Source organism: Cloacibacterium sp., assembly GCF_047601505.1.
GTDB lineage: Bacteria > Bacteroidota > Bacteroidia > Flavobacteriales > Weeksellaceae > Cloacibacterium.
Genome location: NZ_JASGJD010000001.1, coordinates 1,799,028 through 1,818,896, shown reverse-complemented (window position 1 = coordinate 1,818,896; position 19,869 = coordinate 1,799,028). Strand labels below are relative to the sequence as shown.

Annotated in this window: 17 protein-coding genes; 4 read left to right on the top strand and 13 right to left on the bottom strand. The window is 32.7% G+C overall.

All coding sequences use genetic code 11. The features are described from left to right. Positions 1 to 81: 81 nt before the first annotated feature. Positions 82 to 918: a formyltetrahydrofolate deformylase gene (gene purU, locus QM746_RS08475; protein WP_414983817.1), complete on the bottom strand. Its 837-nt coding sequence runs from the start codon at positions 916 to 918 to the stop codon at positions 82 to 84. Between the two features lie 188 nt (positions 919 to 1,106). Between purU and QM746_RS08470 the strand changes: the two genes are divergently transcribed. After that, the gene (locus tag QM746_RS08470; RefSeq protein WP_414983816.1) at positions 1,107 to 2,633 is read left to right on the top strand and encodes a hypothetical protein; all 1,527 of its coding nucleotides are present in this window, start codon (positions 1,107 to 1,109) and stop codon (positions 2,631 to 2,633) included. Between the two features lie 23 nt (positions 2,634 to 2,656). Here the strand turns inward: QM746_RS08470 and QM746_RS08465 are convergent, their stop codons facing one another. The 3 genes from QM746_RS08465 to QM746_RS08455 all read right to left on the bottom strand — a co-directional run bounded on the left by QM746_RS08465 (position 2,657) and on the right by QM746_RS08455 (position 7,481). Then, on the bottom strand, positions 2,657 to 3,964 hold the full coding sequence (locus QM746_RS08465; RefSeq protein ID WP_414983815.1) for a M48 family metalloprotease: 1,308 nt from the start codon (positions 3,962 to 3,964) through the stop codon (positions 2,657 to 2,659). A 147-nt stretch (positions 3,965 to 4,111) separates the two neighbouring features. Further along, entirely contained in the window at positions 4,112 to 5,914 is a 1,803-nt protein-coding gene (typA, locus tag QM746_RS08460; protein WP_414983814.1) for a translational GTPase TypA, read from the bottom strand. Between the two features lie 853 nt (positions 5,915 to 6,767). Beyond that, positions 6,768 to 7,481 (bottom strand): 3-ketoacyl-ACP reductase, encoded by a 714-nt coding sequence (locus tag QM746_RS08455; protein WP_414983813.1) that lies wholly within the window; start codon positions 7,479 to 7,481, stop codon positions 6,768 to 6,770. A 481-nt stretch (positions 7,482 to 7,962) separates the two neighbouring features. Between QM746_RS08455 and QM746_RS08450 the strand changes: the two genes are divergently transcribed. Next, the gene (locus QM746_RS08450; protein ID WP_414985137.1) at positions 7,963 to 8,067 is read left to right on the top strand and encodes a hypothetical protein; all 105 of its coding nucleotides are present in this window, start codon (positions 7,963 to 7,965) and stop codon (positions 8,065 to 8,067) included. 3 nt (positions 8,068 to 8,070) lie between these two features. On the opposite strand, the gene QM746_RS08445 is transcribed toward QM746_RS08450, so the two are convergent. After that, on the bottom strand, positions 8,071 to 9,126 hold the full coding sequence (locus QM746_RS08445) for a DUF2931 family protein (RefSeq protein WP_414983812.1): 1,056 nt from the start codon (positions 9,124 to 9,126) through the stop codon (positions 8,071 to 8,073). Positions 9,127 to 9,819: 693 nt separating this feature from the next. Between QM746_RS08445 and QM746_RS08440 the strand changes: the two genes are divergently transcribed. Further along, on the top strand, positions 9,820 to 9,948 hold the full coding sequence (locus tag QM746_RS08440; protein ID WP_414983811.1) for a hypothetical protein: 129 nt from the start codon (positions 9,820 to 9,822) through the stop codon (positions 9,946 to 9,948). Positions 9,949 to 10,138: 190 nt separating this feature from the next. On the opposite strand, the gene QM746_RS08435 is transcribed toward QM746_RS08440, so the two are convergent. The 3 genes from QM746_RS08435 to QM746_RS08425 form a co-directional block, all read right to left on the bottom strand. Continuing rightward, positions 10,139 to 11,233 carry a 6-phosphofructokinase gene (locus QM746_RS08435; protein ID WP_414983810.1) on the bottom strand — a complete coding sequence of 365 codons (1,095 nt, stop codon included), beginning with the start codon at positions 11,231 to 11,233 and terminating at the stop codon, positions 10,139 to 10,141. A 491-nt stretch (positions 11,234 to 11,724) separates the two neighbouring features. Further along, positions 11,725 to 12,276, bottom strand: a complete 552-nt coding sequence (locus QM746_RS08430) for an REP-associated tyrosine transposase (RefSeq protein WP_414983809.1) — start codon at positions 12,274 to 12,276, stop codon at positions 11,725 to 11,727. 236 nt (positions 12,277 to 12,512) lie between these two features. After that, on the bottom strand, positions 12,513 to 13,022 hold the full coding sequence (locus tag QM746_RS08425) for a hypothetical protein (RefSeq protein WP_414983808.1): 510 nt from the start codon (positions 13,020 to 13,022) through the stop codon (positions 12,513 to 12,515). A gap of 367 nt (positions 13,023 to 13,389) precedes the next feature. Here QM746_RS08425 and QM746_RS08420 point away from each other — a divergent pair, with 367 nt between their 5' ends. After that, entirely contained in the window at positions 13,390 to 15,513 is a 2,124-nt protein-coding gene (locus QM746_RS08420) for a Tex family protein (protein ID WP_414983807.1), read from the top strand. 331 nt (positions 15,514 to 15,844) lie between these two features. Here QM746_RS08420 and QM746_RS08415 read toward each other — a convergent pair whose 3' ends face one another. The 5 genes from QM746_RS08415 to QM746_RS08395 form a co-directional block, all read right to left on the bottom strand. Continuing rightward, positions 15,845 to 16,945: a hypothetical protein gene (locus QM746_RS08415; protein ID WP_414983806.1), complete on the bottom strand. Its 1,101-nt coding sequence runs from the start codon at positions 16,943 to 16,945 to the stop codon at positions 15,845 to 15,847. Positions 16,946 to 16,955: 10 nt separating this feature from the next. After that, positions 16,956 to 17,432, bottom strand: coding sequence for a T9SS type A sorting domain-containing protein (locus QM746_RS08410; RefSeq protein WP_414983805.1), 477 nt, complete (start codon positions 17,430 to 17,432; stop codon positions 16,956 to 16,958). Between the two features lie 161 nt (positions 17,433 to 17,593). Beyond that, positions 17,594 to 17,830 (bottom strand): YdcH family protein, encoded by a 237-nt coding sequence (locus QM746_RS08405; protein ID WP_414983804.1) that lies wholly within the window; start codon positions 17,828 to 17,830, stop codon positions 17,594 to 17,596. A 101-nt stretch (positions 17,831 to 17,931) separates the two neighbouring features. Next, positions 17,932 to 18,924 (bottom strand): transglutaminase family protein, encoded by a 993-nt coding sequence (locus QM746_RS08400; RefSeq protein ID WP_414983803.1) that lies wholly within the window; start codon positions 18,922 to 18,924, stop codon positions 17,932 to 17,934. Between the two features lie 3 nt (positions 18,925 to 18,927). Further along, positions 18,928 to 19,866: an alpha-E domain-containing protein gene (locus QM746_RS08395; protein WP_414983802.1), complete on the bottom strand. Its 939-nt coding sequence runs from the start codon at positions 19,864 to 19,866 to the stop codon at positions 18,928 to 18,930. Between the last annotated feature and the right edge of the window lie 3 nt (positions 19,867 to 19,869).

Genomic DNA, 19,869 nt, shown 5'->3' with positions numbered 1-19,869 from the left:
GCAAAGATAACGTTTTAAATTGAATATTATATTCAAATCGTTAATTCTACCTCTATAAATCTTTAATTTACAATAAAATATTTACTCAAAAATCACCGTCTTATTGTCATCAATAAAAACCTTGTCGTTGAAAACCAATTTTAAAGCTTCGGCAAGTACTTTTTTCTCTACTTCTTTGCCTAGTTTGGCTAAATCTTTAGCATTTTGAGCATGATTTACTTTGATAATATCTTGATAGATAATAGGTCCGTCATCCAAATCGTCTGTTACGAAATGAGAAGTAGCACCAATCATTTTAACGCCTCTTTCGTGGGCTTGTTTGTAAGGATTTGCTCCAATAAAAGCAGGCAAAAAAGAGTGATGAATATTGATGATTTTGTGTTTAAACTTTTTTACAAATTCTGGTGTAAGAATCCTCATAAACTTAGCCAAAACCAGATAATCAAAATCGTATTGCTCTAGAATTTCTGCAATTTTTTGTTGATGTTCTTCTCTGGAAATATTTTCTGCAGGTATATAATGAAACGGAATATCGAATTTTCCTGTTAAATCTTTTAAAATATCATAATTCCCAATTACGGATAAAACATTGAAATTCATCTCATTAAATTCATTCCTAATCAATAAATCCGAAAGACAATGATGTTCTTTGGTTACCAAAATCACTACGTTTTTCACCTTATTCTGCGTAAGGTTTATTTTAGCATCTTCGGGGAGAATTTCTTGCAATATATTCTTCAAATTTTGCACATCACAATCGCCAGAAAATTCGGTTCTCATAAAGAAAAGATTCTTTTCAGAATCTACAAATTCGTCGTTTCTATCAATATTAAAATTGTTTTCAAAAAGCACATTCGAAATTCTGTAAATTAAACCTTTCTCGTCCGAACAAGCGATTCTTAGGATATGTTTTTGCATTTGATTATTTATATATCTATTTAATTTTCAAAGAAATAAAGCTCACCATCTTTAATTTTTTCTTCTTTTTTATGTCTTGGCATTTCAAATTTAGTAAAAAAGCATTCATTAAAGAAAAAGAGCCGTAGTTTTTATTTAATTTACCGTTAAATCTTCATATCTTTGAGAACATACTTTTAATCAAAACCATGAAAAAAATTTTATCTTTTTTAGTAGTGCTTTCCAGCGCTTTTATTTTTGCTCAAACTCAAGACCTTTATTCACTAGCAAAAGGAGATTACCTAGGATTTAATGCTCTTTTTGATGACAATAGCAATCTCTATGGCTATGTTGCAATGTACGGATATGGAAAATCTGGAGACAAAACCAAAAAATTTGAATATGTAATTTTAGACAAGAACCTAAATCCTGTCGCCAACAAAGAATTTGAAGGAGATGCTACGGCACAAGACTATTTTGGGTATATTGATTTCAGAAAAAAGCTTGTTTTGTATCCTACACCAGATTATTATACCGTAAAAGGGAGAGAATTTTTCTACCCTCGTTCCAAAGAAATAAACCTTTCCGACAATTCTATCAAAAACAAAATCTATTACGATTATAAAGATGGAAAATTCACCGAAGAAACAGAGCCTAAGAATGTAAGAGATTCTAAAAAAGAAGATAAAGCAGAAAAAAAACTCAAAGGTTACAATTATGTTTCTGTAGTGTATGAAATAAAAGAAGGCGGCTTGTTGGTTTTTGAATACAACGACTATGGAAGCTATACCAACAACGAAAATCTGTTAAGATTTGACGAAAATAAAAACCTTTTGTGGACTTTTAAATACAATACAGAAGGCGACAAAAAGAACTCTGAATCGATGAGGATTTTCGAAAAAGACGACAAATATATCTACACCATTCTTACCAAAGAAGTAAAAAGAGACAAATCTTTTTTCTTGCAAATTATTGATATGAAAACTGGCAAAGTAGTTTCTCAAAAACCAATTACAGGATTCTCTAAAGAAACTTTGGAAAGAATGACCTCTGTATATTCTTACTACAAAACTGTAAATAATGACAAAACTTTTGATGATAAAATAGTAATGGTTTCTAAAAATTATTCTAATTATTTTAAACACACTGGCTTTGTGAGATTTATTTTAGACAAAAACAGCTTAGATTTCAACTTCCAGACGCTTAATTATTCTGATTTAAAAACTGCCATCCCAGAAATTGATGAGAACGGATATGTAGAAAGTGGCTATTACCTAGATATTAGAGATTTTTATTTCTTAGAAGACGGAAGCATAGGCATTTTAATGGAAAAATTTAAACCAGAAGGACAATACAATGCTCCAAAAACCACCGATTTAGTATATGCTTATACCGACAAAGATTTCAAACTGAGTGGAGCAAAAGTTTTCAAAAAAGATAAAACAAAATGGGCTATTAATGCAGACTATCTTTTTTCTCAATATTTAAATAGCGGGAAAGATGTAGTTTTCTTTTATCGAGATTTACAAAAAGATGACAAAACAAAAGAAAAAAACTGGAATCTTTTTATTAACACTTTAATAAACGGACAGTTTAATCAAGAAAAAGTACAAATCTCAGAGAAGGACAATTTCACTGTTATCCCTTACGTTGCTAAAGAAGGATACATCCTTTTAAGAGAATACAACGAAAAAGAAAAATTCAATAAAATTAGATTAGAAAGATTGAATTACTAACGAACACATAAAAAAAGGAGCTTCTAAGAAGTTCCTTTTTTATTATAATAATCTGCAATATTCTTAATATCATCCATGCTTAGATTCCACATAAAATTGAGAAATTGCTGATAGCTTTTGCTCTGTTTTTTAGGTTCTACTCTATCTAAATATCTATTGAGATTATAGTTTTTTCGGGCTTCATATATTTTATCAAAAAGCCTTCCGAGCCACATCTTATAATATTCTTCGTTTTCTTTATCTTGTAAGAACTGCATAGAAACATAAACTCCTAAACCATAATCTTCGGAGTGAAACAAGTTCGGAAGAATCTCCATTCTTGCAATTTTTTGTAAACTTTCAAAATTAACATCTGGCTTTAGAGCCGCTTCCGAAGTATTGAGTTCTGTAAAGTTTTTTTGAAGAATCTCTATTCTTTTTGAGATTTCGGGATGAGAAGCCAAAGAATCTTTATCTAATTTTTCTTTGTAAAAATCATAATTATAAAGAGAAAAATCTTCTGTTTTCATCCATTTTTCTTTAAAAGGATGATTGGGAACATCAAAAAGCAATTTATACGTTTCTACTTTTATTTCTCTTGGAGATATAGAATCGAAGTCTTTGAGATTATTAAGAGCATTTATAAATTCTATCTTCTTAAATCCCGAATTTTTAAAAAAAACGTACCCTAAAGAATCTGCTTTTACTTCTTGTTGTCTTTTTTCTATTCCTTTTTTGTAAACTCTATTTTTAAAAATCTCAAACGCAGTATTAGATTTATTTACGGTAACAGACTTAAGGGTTTCTAAAGTAGTTTTATCAGAAGTATCTTCTTGTATCTGTTCTACCAACAAATTTAGAGAGTGTTCTAAAATATTATGTGCTATTTCGTGGCAAATAACACTCGCCACTTGGTCTTTATTGTCTAACCAATTGAACAATCCCATATTGATGATAAAAGTTCCGTCTGGCAGGCAAAAAGCGTTGGGCATATTATCTTTAGCAATAAGAACTTTTAAATTCTGTGGTATTTGCGAATTATTTTTCTTGAGTTCAGCAATAATCTGGTCTATTTCTTTATCAAATTCAGATTTAAAAGTATAATCTTTGTTCTTTACATCTTTTTCAAACTCAGAGAAGAATTCGGTGTAGTATTTTTCTAGTTTATTGCCAACTTTGCCTTGGTATTTATTTTTAAACCCTTTAATAAGGATATTGTTTTTGTCTTTAGCAATTTTTAGATAATTATTTCTTAGAGAATAATCTGCTGTATCAATTGGTTCGTAAACTTGCGAAAAACCGCTATAAAAAGAGAAAAGGAGAATAAAAAGGGATAGTTTTCTATAGTTCATATTGTTTTTTGATTTCTGAATAACACAAAGTTACTTATTTCTAACAAAAAATAAACAGATATTTACCAATAAAAAAAGAATGTATTTTTTGGTATTAGTTTTTAAATAAGAAAGGCGATTCTTCACAGAGAATCGCCTTTCTTATATTTATTTTGCTTGTCTTTCAGAACGTTTTCTTTCTTCTTCAGAAAGTATTTTTTTACGCATTCTGATAAAGTTTGGTGTTACTTCAATACACTCGTCTCCTTGGATGTATTCCATACATTCTTCCAAAGTTAATAAGATTTTTGGAGCAATGCTACCATCTTTATCTTTACCAGCAGCACGCATGTTGTTCAATTGTTTTGCTTCAACAATATTTACCACTAGGTCTCCTGGTTTGTTTTGCTCACCAATAATCATTCCTGCATAAATCTCTTCACCTGGGTCTACAAAAAACTTACCTCTATCTTGTAATTTCGCGATAGAATATTCTGTACATGGACCTTGAGTTTTAGAAACCAATACTCCATTATTTCTTCCCGGAATTGCACCTTTAAAAGGTTTATAATCTGTAAAACGGTGCGCCATAATTGCTTCACCAGCAGTAGCCGTCAACATCTGAGAACGCAAACCTATTAAGCCTCTTGAAGGAATTTCGAACTCTAAGTGTTGCATTTCTCCTTTGGTTTCCATAATATGAAGGTCTCCTTTTCTTTGGGTTGCCAAGTCTATTACTCTAGAAGCAAATTCGTCTGGAACATCTACTACCAAACTTTCGTAAGGTTCGTGGTTTTCTCCATCTACTTCGTGAAGAATTACTTGTGGCTGACCAATCGTCATTTCGTAACCTTCTCTTCTCATGGTTTCAATAAGAACAGATAAGTGAAGAATACCTCTACCAAAAACCAAGAAAGTGTTAGCATCTTCGGTTTGTTCTACTCTTAAAGCTAAGTTTTTCTCTAATTCTTTTTCTAATCTTTCTTTAAGGTGATTAGAAGTAACATATTTACCATCTTTACCAAAGAAAGGCGAATTGTTGATAGAGAATGTCATATTTAATGTAGGCTCATCAATAGACAATCTTGTTAATGGTTCTGGATTTTCTAAATCTACGAAAGTATCTCCAATTTGGAAAGCATCAAATCCTACCACTGCACAAATATCTCCTGCTTGTACTTCGGCAACTTTTTTCTTACCTAGTCCTTCAAAAACGTATAATTCTTTTACTTTTCCTTTTAAAATCTTACCATCTTCTTGCGCCAAACCAATCCATTGAGATTCTTTAATAGAACCTCTGGTTACTTTTCCTACAGCAATTCTTCCTAAGAAAGAAGAATAATCTAGAGACGTAACCTGCATTTGAAGATTACCTTCTTCTACTTTTGGTTCTGGTACATATTGTAAAACACCATCTAAAATTGGCAAAATACTATCTGTAGGCTCTAAAGATGTATTGAACCAACCTTGCTTAGACGAACCATAGAACGTAGGGAAATCTAATTGCTCTTCTGTAGCATCTAAAGCGAAGAACAAATCAAAAACTTTATCGTGAACTTCTTCAGGACGGCAGTTTTCTTTATCTACTTTATTAATTACCACAATTGGTTTAAGACCTAATTCTAAAGCTTTATGCAAAACAAAACGTGTTTGTGGCATAGGCCCTTCAAAAGCATCTACCAACAAAATAACACCATCTGCCATCTTAAGCACACGCTCTACTTCGCCACCGAAATCGGCGTGCCCAGGAGTATCTATTACGTTAATTTTAGTATCCTTATACGTCACCGAAATGTTTTTAGAAAGAATAGTAATTCCTCTTTCTCTTTCCAAATCGTTGTTATCCATAATCAAATCTCCAGATTCTTGGTTGTCTCTGAAAACATGCGTAGCATGGATAATTTTATCAACCAAAGTAGTCTTACCGTGGTCTACGTGAGCAATAATTGCGATGTTTCTGATATTTTGCATATATATTTTTTGAAGGTGCAAAAGTAGGGAAAAAAGTTGGAAGTTGGAAGCATGTAGTCAGAAGTTTAACAAATCGTTAAAATATTGATTCTGAATTTGTTTTGAGAAATACATTCGTGCCTTGAAAATCTACAAACTACGATAATCTTCCTAGCACAATCCTTTTGCCTAAAATTTATAACAAATAAGTTGTTATTTATTAAATGTAACCTCTAGTGCATTATATAAAAAATTAAACGCAAAGGCGCAAATGATGTTTTGTCTAATGATTACGTTTTTAAGACGCGAAGTTTTAACTCTGTTAAAATTGAAAATCATTGATTTTCTTGCGCCTTAAAAACAGTTTCAATGATAATTTGAATTGCGCCTTTGCGTATTTTACTGTTAATCAATTATCCGAATAGATTTTATAATGCACTACGGGTAGTTAATTATGAATAGTTCATACAGAAATGTCAGTCTGAGCGGAGTCGAAGACTTTAATAAAAATACGCAAAGGCGCAAATGATGTTTTTGTCTAATGATTACGTTTTTAAGGCGCGAAGTTTTAACTTTGTTAAAATTGAAAATCTTTGATTTTCTTGCGCCTTAAAACAGTTTCAATGAAAATTTGAATTGCGCCTTTGCGTATTTTACTGTTAATCAATTATCCGAATGAATTTTATAATGCACTACGGGTAGTTAATTATGAATAGTTCATACAGAAATGTCAGTCTGAGCGGAGTCGAAGACTTTACTAAAATACGCAACTATTTACAAACAATCTTGAAATTTAATCCATTTCACTGTTTCCTTAAACAAAAAAACCACCTCAGAAAGATGGTTTTTAATAATATGTATTGGCAAATAGCTATTAAGGATTGGTAGAGAAAATAGAGCCATTAGCAATCATTGCTCTTCTGTTCATTTTCAAAATATCTCTCACCCACTCTGCAAAATCTTCTGGCTGAAGCACTTTTTCTGGGTTACCATCGGTTAATCCTCCTTCAATGCTCATATCTGTTGCAATGGTACTTGGCGTTAAAGTAATTACTCTAATATTGAATTTTCTAAGTTCTGCCATCAAAGACTGAGAGAGAGAAATTACCGCAGCTTTAGAAGCACAATACGCAGACATATTAGGCGCACCTTTCAAACCAGCTGTAGAAGCTACATTTACAATATCTCCTTCTTTATTTTGTTTCAAATAAGGCAACACCGCTTTCGCTACATAATACACCCCGAAAAGATTTACCTTCATTACTTTTTCCCAAGTTTCTACAGGCATCTCTTCGAAACTTCCAAAGTCTCCTACTCCAGCATTATTAATTAAGATATCTATAGAACCCAACTGAGAAGCGATAGAAGCTACCCCTTGCTCTACCTGAGCCATTTCTTCCACATCAAAAACAGAATACGCTGCTTTAACGCCTAATTTTTCTAGTTCGGCAACCGTAGTTTTTAGGCTCTCTTCATTTCTGCCTGTAATCCCTACATTTACCCCTTCATTTGCCAAAGCTACAGCTACTGCTTTCCCAAGACCTCTTCCACCACCTGTTACCAGTGCATTTTTACCTTTTAAATTCATAATACTCGTTTTAAAATTGTAGATACAAAATTAAGAAAATAAATACGGAATGCTTGTTAAATTATTCTTACATCTAGTGCATTATATAAAAAATTAAACGCAAAGGCGCAAATGATGCTTTGTCAAATGATTACGTTTTTAAGGCGCGAAGTTTTAACTTTGTTAAAGTTGAAAATCTTTAAACTTCTTGTGCCTTTGCGTATTTTACTTTTAATGAATAATCTGAATGAATTATAATAATTCAGTACGGGTTATTCTTATAAAATTCTTTTGTAGCATATATTAAAATCAACACAAAGCAAACCTCAGGGGCTTTATTTTCTGAAAAGAAAAACCTTAGCTAAGAATAATTTCTCCTCGTCGGGAGTTCCGACAGCGCAAACCAGGTTCAGTTCTCTTCGTCGGGAGTTCCGACAGTACAAACCAATTTCAATCTTCTTCGTCGGAGGTTCCGACAGTGTAAACCAATTTCAGTTTATCGCTGGCGCGAGCATCTTGCTCGTGTCCACATTACCAATTTCTGCTCATCTTTTATTTTTGTAAGCACAAGCGAAACGATTGCTTCAGCTTATTTCTCATCCTTTGAAGTTTACTTTATAAAATATTCTACTTCTGTAGCATAATCATAATCAACTTCTTCAATTTCTTTTTGAGTTGGTTGCTTATTCTTAAATCTTACTATTTTTTCTTTGGTGCCTTTTGTAATCAGATACATTATAGCATGCTCATCATCTTTTTCTATTTCCAATCGAAATTTTATTTCTCTTAATTTTTTTTGTTCAATATATTTTTTAAAATTTTTAGGAAAAGGAACTTTACAACAATAAGAGCTCCCTGATTTAGCTAACCAAGGCATTTGCTCAATCTGAACAGGAAGTTTTTGATGTACTTTTATTTCTACATCACCTTGCTCACCTTGATAAAAAGTACCATCAGAAGAGATATAACTGAATTGTATTTCACGCTTATTAGGTTTATTAAAATCAAAATACATATCATACTCTTTTTCATTATTTGCCCATGCTTCATAAGGTATGCCGTGGTGTTGCCAATAAGTATAATATTTCCCCCAATTCTCAAAATTCTTTACTTTGTAGCGTTCATTTGCGGTATCATCATAGCTCCCTTTCAATTGTGCTTTTGCTACTTCTATATTTACTAAATCATTTGCTTTTTCATCTAGAGTGTGAAACCATACCCGTATCCAACCGCCTGGCGCCATACCTACCACTAAATTACCACTGTTTCCTTTTTTATCTAAATTATATTTTTCAAATAAACTCCTTATTCTTTCTTGCGGAAGTAGTACTTTCCCTTCATAAGTATAGTTCTCTGCACAACTGGCATAATGTATCAAAACTTCTTTAGGAGCTTCTTTGTATATATCACCTGAAGAAACCGCTCCATAAATATTTCCCCAACCTGGATCAAAATTAGTTAAACTTCCATGCCCAGCATTACCAAAATCAATTTTCACATCTCCTACAAGGTAATATTTGGGGGCAGAAATACCTGGTTCCCATTGAAATTTTGTTTTTTGACAAGAAAAAAGCATGAATAAACTAGTGAGACATATAGTCATAAGCATCCAATTGTGGATAATACAACTGTCTTTCATAAGGCGGGTTTTGAAAATTATTTTCATTTTTAATGTGTGGTACATTGGTATATGCGAAATTAAAATGGTCTAATATTTCCAATATTGGAGAATTAAAACTTGAGGATAAATGTACGCATTTTCCCCATCGGTTGGTGCGAGCATCTTGCACGTGTCCACATTATCTATTAACATCAATTTGCAGATTGGCATTCCTATTTATCATATAAAAACACTAGATTTAAGGATGTAATACATTGTTAATTAACATTTAATAATAAATAATACATTGGATATTTTTTACGTTTATCTATTCGAATATTGAATCTTACGAATTCTACTTTTTGATAAAAATAATAAAAAAACGGCAAAGAAAAGATGGCTATGCAACTATTTTTCATTGTATTGATTTTTCTCACCTAAAAAACAAAAAATTCTCTTGCTTTTCTTTTGGTCTTATTCGGGGGTTCTTCGGAAAAATACCTCTTTTCTCAAAGAAGACCCGAAGAAGTATCGAAGAAGACCCGAAGGATTCTAATACAAGGGTGGTCAAATGTGGTCAAACGTGGACAAACGTAGACAAACATGGTCAAATCTGGTCAATCGTGATCATTTCTGGTCAAACTAATCATTCTATTTTTCTATAAATTTATTATTGTTTATCACTCCCTTTGCAAAAAATGCCCTGACCTTAAGCCCAATTACTTACCCTAATTACTCTATTCCCTAAATTTATTTGTTTTGGATAGATTCGAAGCTGTGGGATTGCAACTTAGAGCCAAAGAAAACCTAAAACCAGAAGAACAAAACGAAGTTAAATTACTGTTGAGTAATTCTTTTAAAGGCTATATTTTGTACAATCGTTGTTAAATTAAAATACATTATAAATACATTATAAATACATTATAAATACCTTTGTGTAACTACTGGCGGAAAAATAAAACACAAAAAAATTATCTATCTTGCATCATCTTATCAAAAAAATAAAGCCAACTTCAAAACAATGAAGTTGGCTTTTATGGGTTTATTGGTATAAAAAACCAAAGATTTCTGAGGCAATTTAATCGCCAAAGCTAATGCCTACACCTTTTGCGGTTTTTACCATATCGCAATTAGGGTCTACAAAATTAGGACGGTCTATCGCTTCTTTAAATGGTACAGAAATAATATTAGGGTGGCGATAAGCTACCATTTCTCCATATTGTTCATTCAACACCATCTCGAATGCTTTTACCCCAAATTGAGTTGCTAATATTCTATCATAAGCTGTAGGTGTACCTCCTCTTTGCAAATGCCCTAGAACTGTTTCGCGCATATCTGCTTCAAAGCCAATAGATTTTAAATCGTGAACCAATTTGTGAGCTACGCCTCCTAGTCTTAAATTTTCATATCCTACTTCATCGCTTACTTCAGAAAGCAGACTACCACCTTTCGGAATTGCGCCTTCTGCTATTACCACAATGGCGTTTCCTTTTCCTTTGTTGAATCTGCTGTTGAGTTTTTTCACCACTTTTTCTATATCGTAAGGAATCTCTGGAATCAAACAAACCTCTGCACCACCAGCAATGGCAGCGTGAAGAGCAATCCATCCGGCATATCTACCCATTACTTCTAGCACCAACACTCTGTTGTGACTTGCTGCGGTAGTTACCAATCTATCTACAGCTTCTGTAGCAATTTGTACAGCTGTTTGGAAACCAAAGGTAAAATCGGTAGCTGATAAATCGTTATCAATGGTTTTTGGAACGCCGATAATGTTGAGTCCTTTTTCGTATAATTGTTGAGAAATTCTTTGCGAACCATCACCACCAATACTAATTACGGCATCTACGCCTAGATATTGTAATTTGCGAACCATTTCATCTGATCTATCTACAGCTTCCCAAATTCCGTCTTTATTTTTATAAGGCCAAGCAAAAGGGCCTCCTTTGTTGGTAGTTCCTATAATTGTGCCACCGTCTTTATGAATTCCGGCAACGGTTTTATCGTCCAAGACCATAATCTCTGTGGGTTCTTTCAAAACTCCATCGAATGCATTGATACTGCCTACTACTTCCCAATCTTTTTCTTGAGAAGCTCTTTTTACTACCCCTCTCATTACGGCATTCAATCCTGGGCAATCTCCACCCCCTGTTGCTACTAATACTCTTTTCATGTTAATATCAATTTCTTTTATGTTTTATAAACTTTATTAATTGTAAAATTTCTATTTTTAAAATTTTTCAAATTTACCATTATGTTTTAGTTTATAATTTGTTTTTATGAAGTTCTTCTAATGATTTTTGACAGTATTTTTTTGAGTGTTAAAGGTATAATGTACTTGGGGTATTGCGCTGTGTACAAAATTTAAAAGGTTACTTTTTAACATTGATGAAGGTTGCAAAATTTGCGTAGCGGAGTTATTAATTTCTAAATTTGGATTATTCTGTAATACTTTTAAAAATTCTATATCCATATAAATTTATTTTGTTATTGGTTTTAATATTATCATTGCTCAAAGTTGCAAACTTTGTGTAGCGGGTCTTATTTTTACTTAAATTTTCTTGGTTATTAGTTTTTATATTTTAGCATTGCTCAAAGTTGCAAACTTTGCGCAGCGGGGGACGCTCGCCCCTCGCTGGCGCGAGCATCTTGCTCGTGTCCGCTCTACCTATTAACATCGATTTGTAAAATTTCTTCATAATCATCACAATAATTTCTTGCACTGCTATACTTCCATTCCCAAGGTTCTATCACAAATCCACTTTCTACGGGGTTTTGATGTACATAGTCTAATTTTTGTTCAAATACTTTTAATGACCATATTTCAATTGGTTTATTATTTTGTTGCCATAACTGATAATTTTTTATGTTAGAATTTCTTTCTCCAGCTTTTTTCAACATCCATAATAACCATTCCTTTCGGCTTTCTTGGTTGTTCTCTTTTATTGCTTCTATAAGCTTTCGGGAAGTAAAGCCTTTAAAATCTCTTATCAGTTCAGATGGTTTTCCATCAGCCGAACGAAATATTAAATGAATATGACTCGGCATAATACAATATCCGAAAATTATCATTCCTTTATTTTTTCTACAATAATCTAAAGATGCTATTACTATATCAAAATACTCCATCCTCGTAAAAAGGTCTATCCAAAATACGGTAGCAAAGCTTATAAAATAAGCACCATCTTTTTCGTGAAATTTATATTTTCTGCTCATATTTTATTGTTATGGGTACGAGCGAGACGCTCGCACCAGCAGGGGGCACTTTGTTGGTCTGGTTGTTTTTATTAAAACTAAGTATTTTATTTGTTATGCAAATCTAAAGGCTGGCGCGAGCATCTTGCTCGTGTCCACATTACTAATTTTCATTAATTTTAAAAGTTTATACTTTCTACTCATTTTTTATTATTATGGGCACGAGCGTGACGCTCGCGCCAGCAGGGGCAGTTCTTTTACCATATTTTAATAATTCCACTTTTTTCTTCATTGTTTTTATCCTTAGCTCCCTCAATTTTGATAATTATTGTATCTTTTAAACTTGGATTTTTCAAGTATCCCCAAACAACATTTGAACTATCAAGTTTTTCTTTGTTAATAATATCAAGAGCAATAGAGTCGTTTTTATTCCGCTCGTAACTTAGATTATATGGAAATTTAGTGTATTTATCTATAACCGTTTCTCTACTCGAATGTTTTCCATATCGAAATGCTCTTTCGATATAAGGTGTAAATTTAAAGTCGTTCAGATTTTTTCCATCAATAATTTTATAATTTAATTCTTTAACGAAGACATTTCTTTTTTTAGAGTTCTCTATACTATCTGTTCCAACTCTATACTTCCATTTTTCATAACCATACCAACCAACATAATTTGAAATACCCATAAGAATGAAATACCCTATACCTACAATAATGACAGCTAAGATTATTGATGCAAAAAGTTTTGAAACTTCATTTTTCATTTTGTGACGTAAGTTTATGAATTGTAGGCAACACCCAAATAGACGAAATGAAGTACTTAAACATTGGTTATAAACAAATAAACCGTTTGTAAACATCTGTAAGTGCTTGATTTGCAATTTATTTTGAGTATTCATACATTAGTTTAAAACAAATGTAATAAATATGATTTATATAGAAATATGGAAAAACATATTTTTTTTGAAAAGTTGTTGGGAAACAACAGTGAATTGACACCCCGCTACGCAAAGTCAGGAGACTTTGCGCAAGCCACTAATTCTTCTCAAATATAATTAAAAACATAAATAAAAACCTAAAATTGATTATTCCATAAATCCCTCGTATTTTAGCAGTCAGAAAATTGAGATAATGACCGTAGAACAATACATCCAAGAACGTTTACAAATCCCTAGCAAAAGCATAGAAAGCACACTACAGCTTCTATCTGAAGATTGCACCATCCCTTTTATCGCAAGATACAGAAAAGACAAAACTGGCAATCTGGACGAAGTAGCCATAGAACAAATTTATAAACTCAACAAAAACTTTGACGAAATTGTTAAGCGCAAAGAAAGCATTTTAAAATCTATTGAAGAACAGAATGCTTTAACGCCAGAACTTCAAAATAAAATTACTCAAAGTTTTGATTTGCAAGAGCTAGAAGACCTTTATCTTCCGTACAAGAAACGCAAGAAAACCAAAGCAGATGCTGCAAGAGAAAAAGGTTTAGAACCGCTAGCAAAAATTATTATGTCTCAAAAGTCAGACGATATAGAATATCTCGCTTCAAAATATTTGAACAAAGATGTTGCCGATGACGACGAAGCTTTGCAAGGGGCAAGAGATATTATTGCAGAATGGCTGAACGAAAATCTTTACATCAGAAAAAATCTTAGAAGAACATTCCAAAGGAAAGCGGTGATTTCTACAAAAGTGGTAAAAGCTAAAAAAAATGAGGAAGAAGCCCAAAAATTCTCTCAATATTTTGATTGGCAAGAACCCTTGAACAGAGCACCTTCTCACAGACTTTTCGCCATGCTGAGAGCCGAAAACGAAGGTTTTATAAAAGTTTCGGTAGATATAGACAAAGAAGAAGCTTTAGAAATTATAGAAAATGCAACCCTAAAAAGCAATAACGATTGTGCTAAACAGATAAAATTAGCCATTGCAGATGCTTACAAAAGATTGTTAGAGCCTGCCATTTCTAACGAAGCATTGCAGGAAGCCAAAGAAAAAGCCGACCAAAAAGCAATAGAAGTTTTTGCAGAAAATCTTCAACAATTATTATTGGCAGCACCTCTCGGCGAAAAGAGGATTTTGGCAATAGACCCAGGTTATAGAACGGGTTGTAAAGTAGTTTGCATAGACGAAAAAGGAGATTTACTTCACAATGAAACTATTTTTCCGCACGCTCCTCAAAACGAAACAGGTATGGCCATGAAGAAGATAAAATCTTTGGTGAATTCTTGCAATATAGAAGCCATTTCCATCGGAAACGGAACAGCGAGCCGAGAAACGGAGCAGTTCATCAAGAAAATTGGTTTCGATAGAGATTTACAAGTTTTTGTGGTTTCCGAAGCGGGCGCATCGGTGTATTCGGCGAGTAAAATTGCAAGAGAAGAATTCCCGAATTATGATGTGACGGTTCGTGGTGCGGTTTCTATCGGAAGAAGACTTTCGGATCCTTTGGCTGAATTGGTAAAAATAGACCCTAAATCTATTGGTGTAGGACAATATCAGCACGATGTAGACCAAACCAAACTGAAAGAAGAATTAGACCACACGGTAATAAGATGTGTAAATTCTGTAGGAATTAACCTGAATACCGCCAGTAAATCTTTGCTAAGTTACGTTTCTGGAATTGGCGAAAAAATGGCAGAAAACATTGTGAATTACAGAGCTGAAAATGGAGCTTTCACCTCGAGAAAAGATTTGAAAAAAATACCCAGATTAGAAGAAAAAGCCTATCAACAAGCAGCAGCTTTTGTAAGGATAAAAAATGCAAAAAATCCGCTAGATAATTCGGCGGTGCATCCTGAAGCTTACAAAACAGTAGAAAAAATGGCAAAAGATTTGGGATTGAAAACCGAAGAATTGATTGCCAATAAAGAAAAAATAAACCTACTTAATCCGGAAAAATACATTACCGAAGATATTGGAATTCTGGGAATTAAAGACATTTTAAAAGAGCTTTTAAAACCTGGATTAGACCCTAGAAAATCTGCCAAAGTTTTTGAATTTGACCGAAATGTAAAAACCATCAAAGATTTGTACATCGGCATGATTCTACCAGGAATTGTGAATAACATTACCGCTTTTGGCTGTTTTGTAGATGTAGGGATTAAAGAAAGTGGTTTGGTGCATATTTCTCAACTGAAAGACGGTTTTGTGTCTGATGTAAACGAAGTGGTAAAACTACACCAACACGTTCAGGTAAAAGTGCTGGAAATAGATGAGCAGAGAAAAAGAATACAATTGACGATGATTCTTTAAGGTAGAGGATGAGATTGAGGTTAAGGTTGAGGTTGAGAATGAAGATTTTACACATAAAAACAAGTTCCTTTTTGGGAAACTTGTCTATATTAGTAATATCTTAACCTCTAGTGCATTATATAAAAAATTAAACGCAAAGGCGCAATTAAAATTTTCATTGAAACTGTCTTTAAAGCGCAAAGTTTTAACTTTGTTAAAATTGATAATCTTTGATTTTCTTGCGCCTTAAAGACAGTTTCAATGAAAATTTTAATTGCGCCTTTGCGTATTTTACTTTTAATGAATCATCTGAATGAATTTTGATAATGCACTACAGGTTATCTAATAACATTTATAATAACCTTATCCAATTACCATTGCCATCTGCTAATAATCTAAATCCAGAAAGAGCATTACCTAACGGAGCTCCACTTGACATAGAAACTCCATTACTAGTAGATGCGTTTCCAGAGTATAAGGTTGAATTAGGTGAAGTGATAATCCAAGTAGAAGCTGATCCTGTAAAATTATATATACTAAAATATAAAATTGTTCCTGCCTCATAACTTGATGATGATGGAATTGTTATACTTCTTGCTGTTGGAGAATTCCCATTAAGATTAAAAAGGATTGTTCTCACAGATAAATCAGAAATTACATTTTCAGAAAGCGTTAAAATTTGAATTTTTTGAGAACCACTACTTCCTGATGCTGGAGTTGCCCAAGTACCATCACCTCTTAAAAATGTAGATGAAGATGCTGTGCCAGTTCCTAAACGAGCAGGTTTAACAACCCCTGTGTTAGCTCCATTTGTAGAATTTATAGCTGAAACAATATTATTACCCGTAGCGGCAGAATTAGCACTTAAGCTAGCTACTGCTGAACTGCTAATACTAAAATCCCCAGTTAAATTCTGAGGTGCTTGAGGAGAAAATGGAGACACTGAAGACGTGAGGTAAACTTGCCCTCCTGATGTTCCGTTACTAAAACCAACTCCTTGAGGCCCAGTAGCACCTGTAACACCTTGAGGCCCCATTGGACCAGGAATAGAACTTCCCGATGTTTTAGCATATAATGCATAAGGTACACTAAGCATTTGAGATGTGCCATTAATTGTATAAGATGTACCTCCTGCTACATCAACTTCAGATTTCATAAAATAAATATCGGTACTCCAATCTATTGAAGACATAGAACCTGATATAGGACTTCCCGCCCCTATCATTAGAGTAATTAATCCATTAACATCTGTAAGTTTATTTTGAGATTCAGAATAAACAACTGCACCGCTAACAGAGCCTTTTAAAATAGAAAATTTAAAGCCTACGTTTTGGTTTTTAACAAGCTCACCGCTTGAATTTCTAATAATTGCCTGATAGCTAAAAGCCTCTGGAGTTTGAGCTAATAGCACCATTGAAAATAGAATACTGAATAGAAAATAGATTTTTTTCATTGTTTTTTAATTATTTTTTCAAAATTTTAAATACTTTAACACGTCCGTTATCCTTAATTACCTTTAATAGATAAATAGATGCCGGATAAGAAACCATATTAATACTGGTTATCTTAGAATTGATTTTTTTAGCGCTTAAAAGCTTCCCAGAATTAGTATACAACTCATAGCTGTATTTTGCGAAATCGCTTAAATCTAGATTTAAGTTCAATTCGTCTGTAGTAGGATTTGGATACACTTTTAAGTTTAAACTTATCTCAAAAGCATTACTCCCCAAAGTTTCTGAAATCTCGTAAGAATGCTGTACCCCTTGCAATATACTTGCATTATTGGGAGACGAAAGTGTCTCATAAAAAACCTGCCCTATAGAATAGGTAACTCCTCCAGAAGATCCTGAATAATTTCCTCCAGAAGGATTAACAGATTCTTGTGCTTTTATCGCCGAAATATTTGCGACAAAGGCAAAGAAAATAATTTTTAATCTCATGATATATATTTATAGTAAATGATTCTAGCTTTATTCAAAGATAATCATTATTATAAATTAAACAAGGATAATTAATTATTAATAAAAAAATAATAAAATACAAACCCATAAAAAAAAGCAACCTCATCGGTCGCTTTTGGTATTATTGTACTATAAATTAACTAATTAAGATGTAGATACTGATAAATTTCGTCTTTTAGATGTACTCTTTTTTTCCTTAAATCCGTCAGATGTTCATCTGTGGTATGGCTTTGTTCTCCGTCTTCGTAATGCAAAATCAAAGCATTCACTTCTTCATAATTAACAAATAATTTTAAAAACTGTGCATCTGAAATTTTTAGCTCTGAGATTTTATCAGCATATTCAGGAAATTCTTGAGTAATAGTGTGATTTTCCATGACTTTAAAATTTTAAATTGTTTAATACATTAAAGTTAACGAATTATTTCATTAGTGTAAACATGAAAATTATCACTCCATAAAAAACAGAAAAAACCGCTCTATTGCTGTTGTTGCTGTTGCATTTGCATATTTCGCCAATAAGAATTGTTACTTTCTACATCTTCAGGAATCTCATTAATGCTTACAAAAGACGGCTTTTCTACTCTATCATTGAAAAAATCATTATAAAGTGTAGAAATATGACTGTCTGTATTTTCTACTACCACGGTAACTTCTAATCTGTGTTCTAAACTTCCTTTATAAATCCCTTTAACAGGGGTACAATCGTGAAAATCTTTACCAACTGCCAATCTTACATGCCTATCTGAAACAAGGCAATTATTAGTAGGGTCTATGCCTATCCAACCGTAGGTTGGCAAGAAAACTTCCACCCAAGCGTGCGTAGCGCCTTCGCCTCTTAAATCGTGATTTTTCGGGCAAATGTAACCACTTACGTATCTTGATGGCAACTCTGCAATCTGAAGCATCTCTAACAGCAAATGTGCAAAATCCTGACAAACGCCTGCTTTCAAACTCCAAACTTCATCAATATCAGATTCTATGGTGGTAACCCCTTGTTTATACGTGAAATTTTCAAAAATAAATTTAGAAACGTTAAAAGCGTTCTCAAAAACAGATTTTTCTTTATCAATAAGAGATTTTACAACGTTAGAAATCTCTTCTTTAGCTTTAAATTCTTCTAATTCGAGGAAATCTTTCAAGGTAAAATCTTTCTTCAACAATTCTATTTCTTCCCACTGTTGTGCTATGGAAATCTCAAGATTTGGAATTTCTATAGGAACTACTTCTACCACAATATTAGATTGTATGCTTAATTCTGAATGAGGTTTTAGAATATTAAAAATCCCCAACTGATTAAAATAATGGTCTTTAAAAACTTCTATACTTGGCGAATCTGTAATTCTTATAGACTGAAAATGCAAAGTCTGATGCAAATCTTGTATCGGATAAAGCATAATTTGATTGATAGATTCGTAAACCGGAGAATTATAAAAATAATGTGTGATGTGTTTTATTTTGTACTTTGCCATAACTTATAAATAACCGAAATAGAATTTAGAAAATAAATTGGATAAATAACTGATGTCTTTTTCTATATCTTCCAGATAAAGAAGCAACTTTCTGCCATCTTGCAAGTCTGGTTTAGAATACTGAAACTTGCTTAAAATTTTACCTACTTCAAACTGAACGGTATTGAAGGCTTCGGCGGTAGAATCTTCTCTTATTCGCTCTAATCTTGTTTTAATTCTGTTGAGTGCATAATACACCGAATTTGTAAAAATAGGATTGAACAAAACGTAATGAATGATATTCTGCAAAGTGAGTTCGCCTCGGTAAGTTTTATTGTACAATTCATAACCAGAAAGCGAATACAAAAGATATCTAAAGGAATTGACTTCGTGTTCGTTGGTAATGTTGTAATCTATTTCTTTAATTTTAACCGAAAGGATTTTCAAGGTTTGCAAAGCTTGTTCTATATGCCTGCCAATACTCATAAAAGAATAACCAACGCCTCTATCCATTGTAGTACTAATCATCCCGATATACAGAACAGATTGTTGCATAATGGCATCCATCACTTCTACAGAATCTTGATACTTCAATTGCCTGTTAATTTTATCATTCCGAACAAAATGATAAAAATTATTAAGCGTTTGCCACATTTCTTTGGTTATGTGGTCTTGCGTAGCTCTGGCATTTTCTCTGGCGTAGAAAATATTATTAATGATAGACGAAGGATTATTTTTGTCTGTAATGAGATAAATTAAAGCATCAGAATATGTCCAATCGTTTAATTCATCATTTTTTAAAACATCTTTGCTACCGTATTGTTCTACAATAAATTTCCAATTGTCTTTTATGGCATTATCTTGCAATGCTACATAATTGGTTTGCAATAATTTTATTTCGGATTTGGTACGTTCCATATATCTGGACATCCAAAAAATAGAATCTGCTACTCTACTTAACATATT

What these genes read in the sequence shown, in the direction of transcription:
- purU (WP_414983817.1), bottom strand. Translation starts at nt 918, where the DNA reads ATGCAAAAACATATCCTAAGAATCGCTTGTTCGGACGAGAAAGGTTTA.
- QM746_RS08470 (WP_414983816.1), top strand. Translation starts at nt 1,107, where the DNA reads ATGAAAAAAATTTTATCTTTTTTAGTAGTGCTTTCCAGCGCTTTTATT.
- QM746_RS08465 (WP_414983815.1), bottom strand. Translation starts at nt 3,964, where the DNA reads ATGAACTATAGAAAACTATCCCTTTTTATTCTCCTTTTCTCTTTTTAT.
- typA (WP_414983814.1), bottom strand. Translation starts at nt 5,914, where the DNA reads ATGCAAAATATCAGAAACATCGCAATTATTGCTCACGTAGACCACGGT.
- QM746_RS08455 (WP_414983813.1), bottom strand. Translation starts at nt 7,481, where the DNA reads ATGAATTTAAAAGGTAAAAATGCACTGGTAACAGGTGGTGGAAGAGGT.
- QM746_RS08445 (WP_414983812.1), bottom strand. Translation starts at nt 9,126, where the DNA reads ATGAAAATAATTTTCAAAACCCGCCTTATGAAAGACAGTTGTATTATC.
- QM746_RS08435 (WP_414983810.1), bottom strand. Translation starts at nt 11,233, where the DNA reads ATGAAAAGAGTATTAGTAGCAACAGGGGGTGGAGATTGCCCAGGATTG.
- QM746_RS08430 (WP_414983809.1), bottom strand. Translation starts at nt 12,276, where the DNA reads ATGAGCAGAAAATATAAATTTCACGAAAAAGATGGTGCTTATTTTATA.
- QM746_RS08425 (WP_414983808.1), bottom strand. Translation starts at nt 13,022, where the DNA reads ATGAAAAATGAAGTTTCAAAACTTTTTGCATCAATAATCTTAGCTGTC.
- QM746_RS08420 (WP_414983807.1), top strand. Translation starts at nt 13,390, where the DNA reads ATGACCGTAGAACAATACATCCAAGAACGTTTACAAATCCCTAGCAAA.
- QM746_RS08415 (WP_414983806.1), bottom strand. Translation starts at nt 16,945, where the DNA reads ATGAAAAAAATCTATTTTCTATTCAGTATTCTATTTTCAATGGTGCTA.
- QM746_RS08410 (WP_414983805.1), bottom strand. Translation starts at nt 17,432, where the DNA reads ATGAGATTAAAAATTATTTTCTTTGCCTTTGTCGCAAATATTTCGGCG.
- QM746_RS08405 (WP_414983804.1), bottom strand. Translation starts at nt 17,830, where the DNA reads ATGGAAAATCACACTATTACTCAAGAATTTCCTGAATATGCTGATAAA.
- QM746_RS08400 (WP_414983803.1), bottom strand. Translation starts at nt 18,924, where the DNA reads ATGGCAAAGTACAAAATAAAACACATCACACATTATTTTTATAATTCT.
- QM746_RS08395 (WP_414983802.1), bottom strand. Translation starts at nt 19,866, where the DNA reads ATGTTAAGTAGAGTAGCAGATTCTATTTTTTGGATGTCCAGATATATG.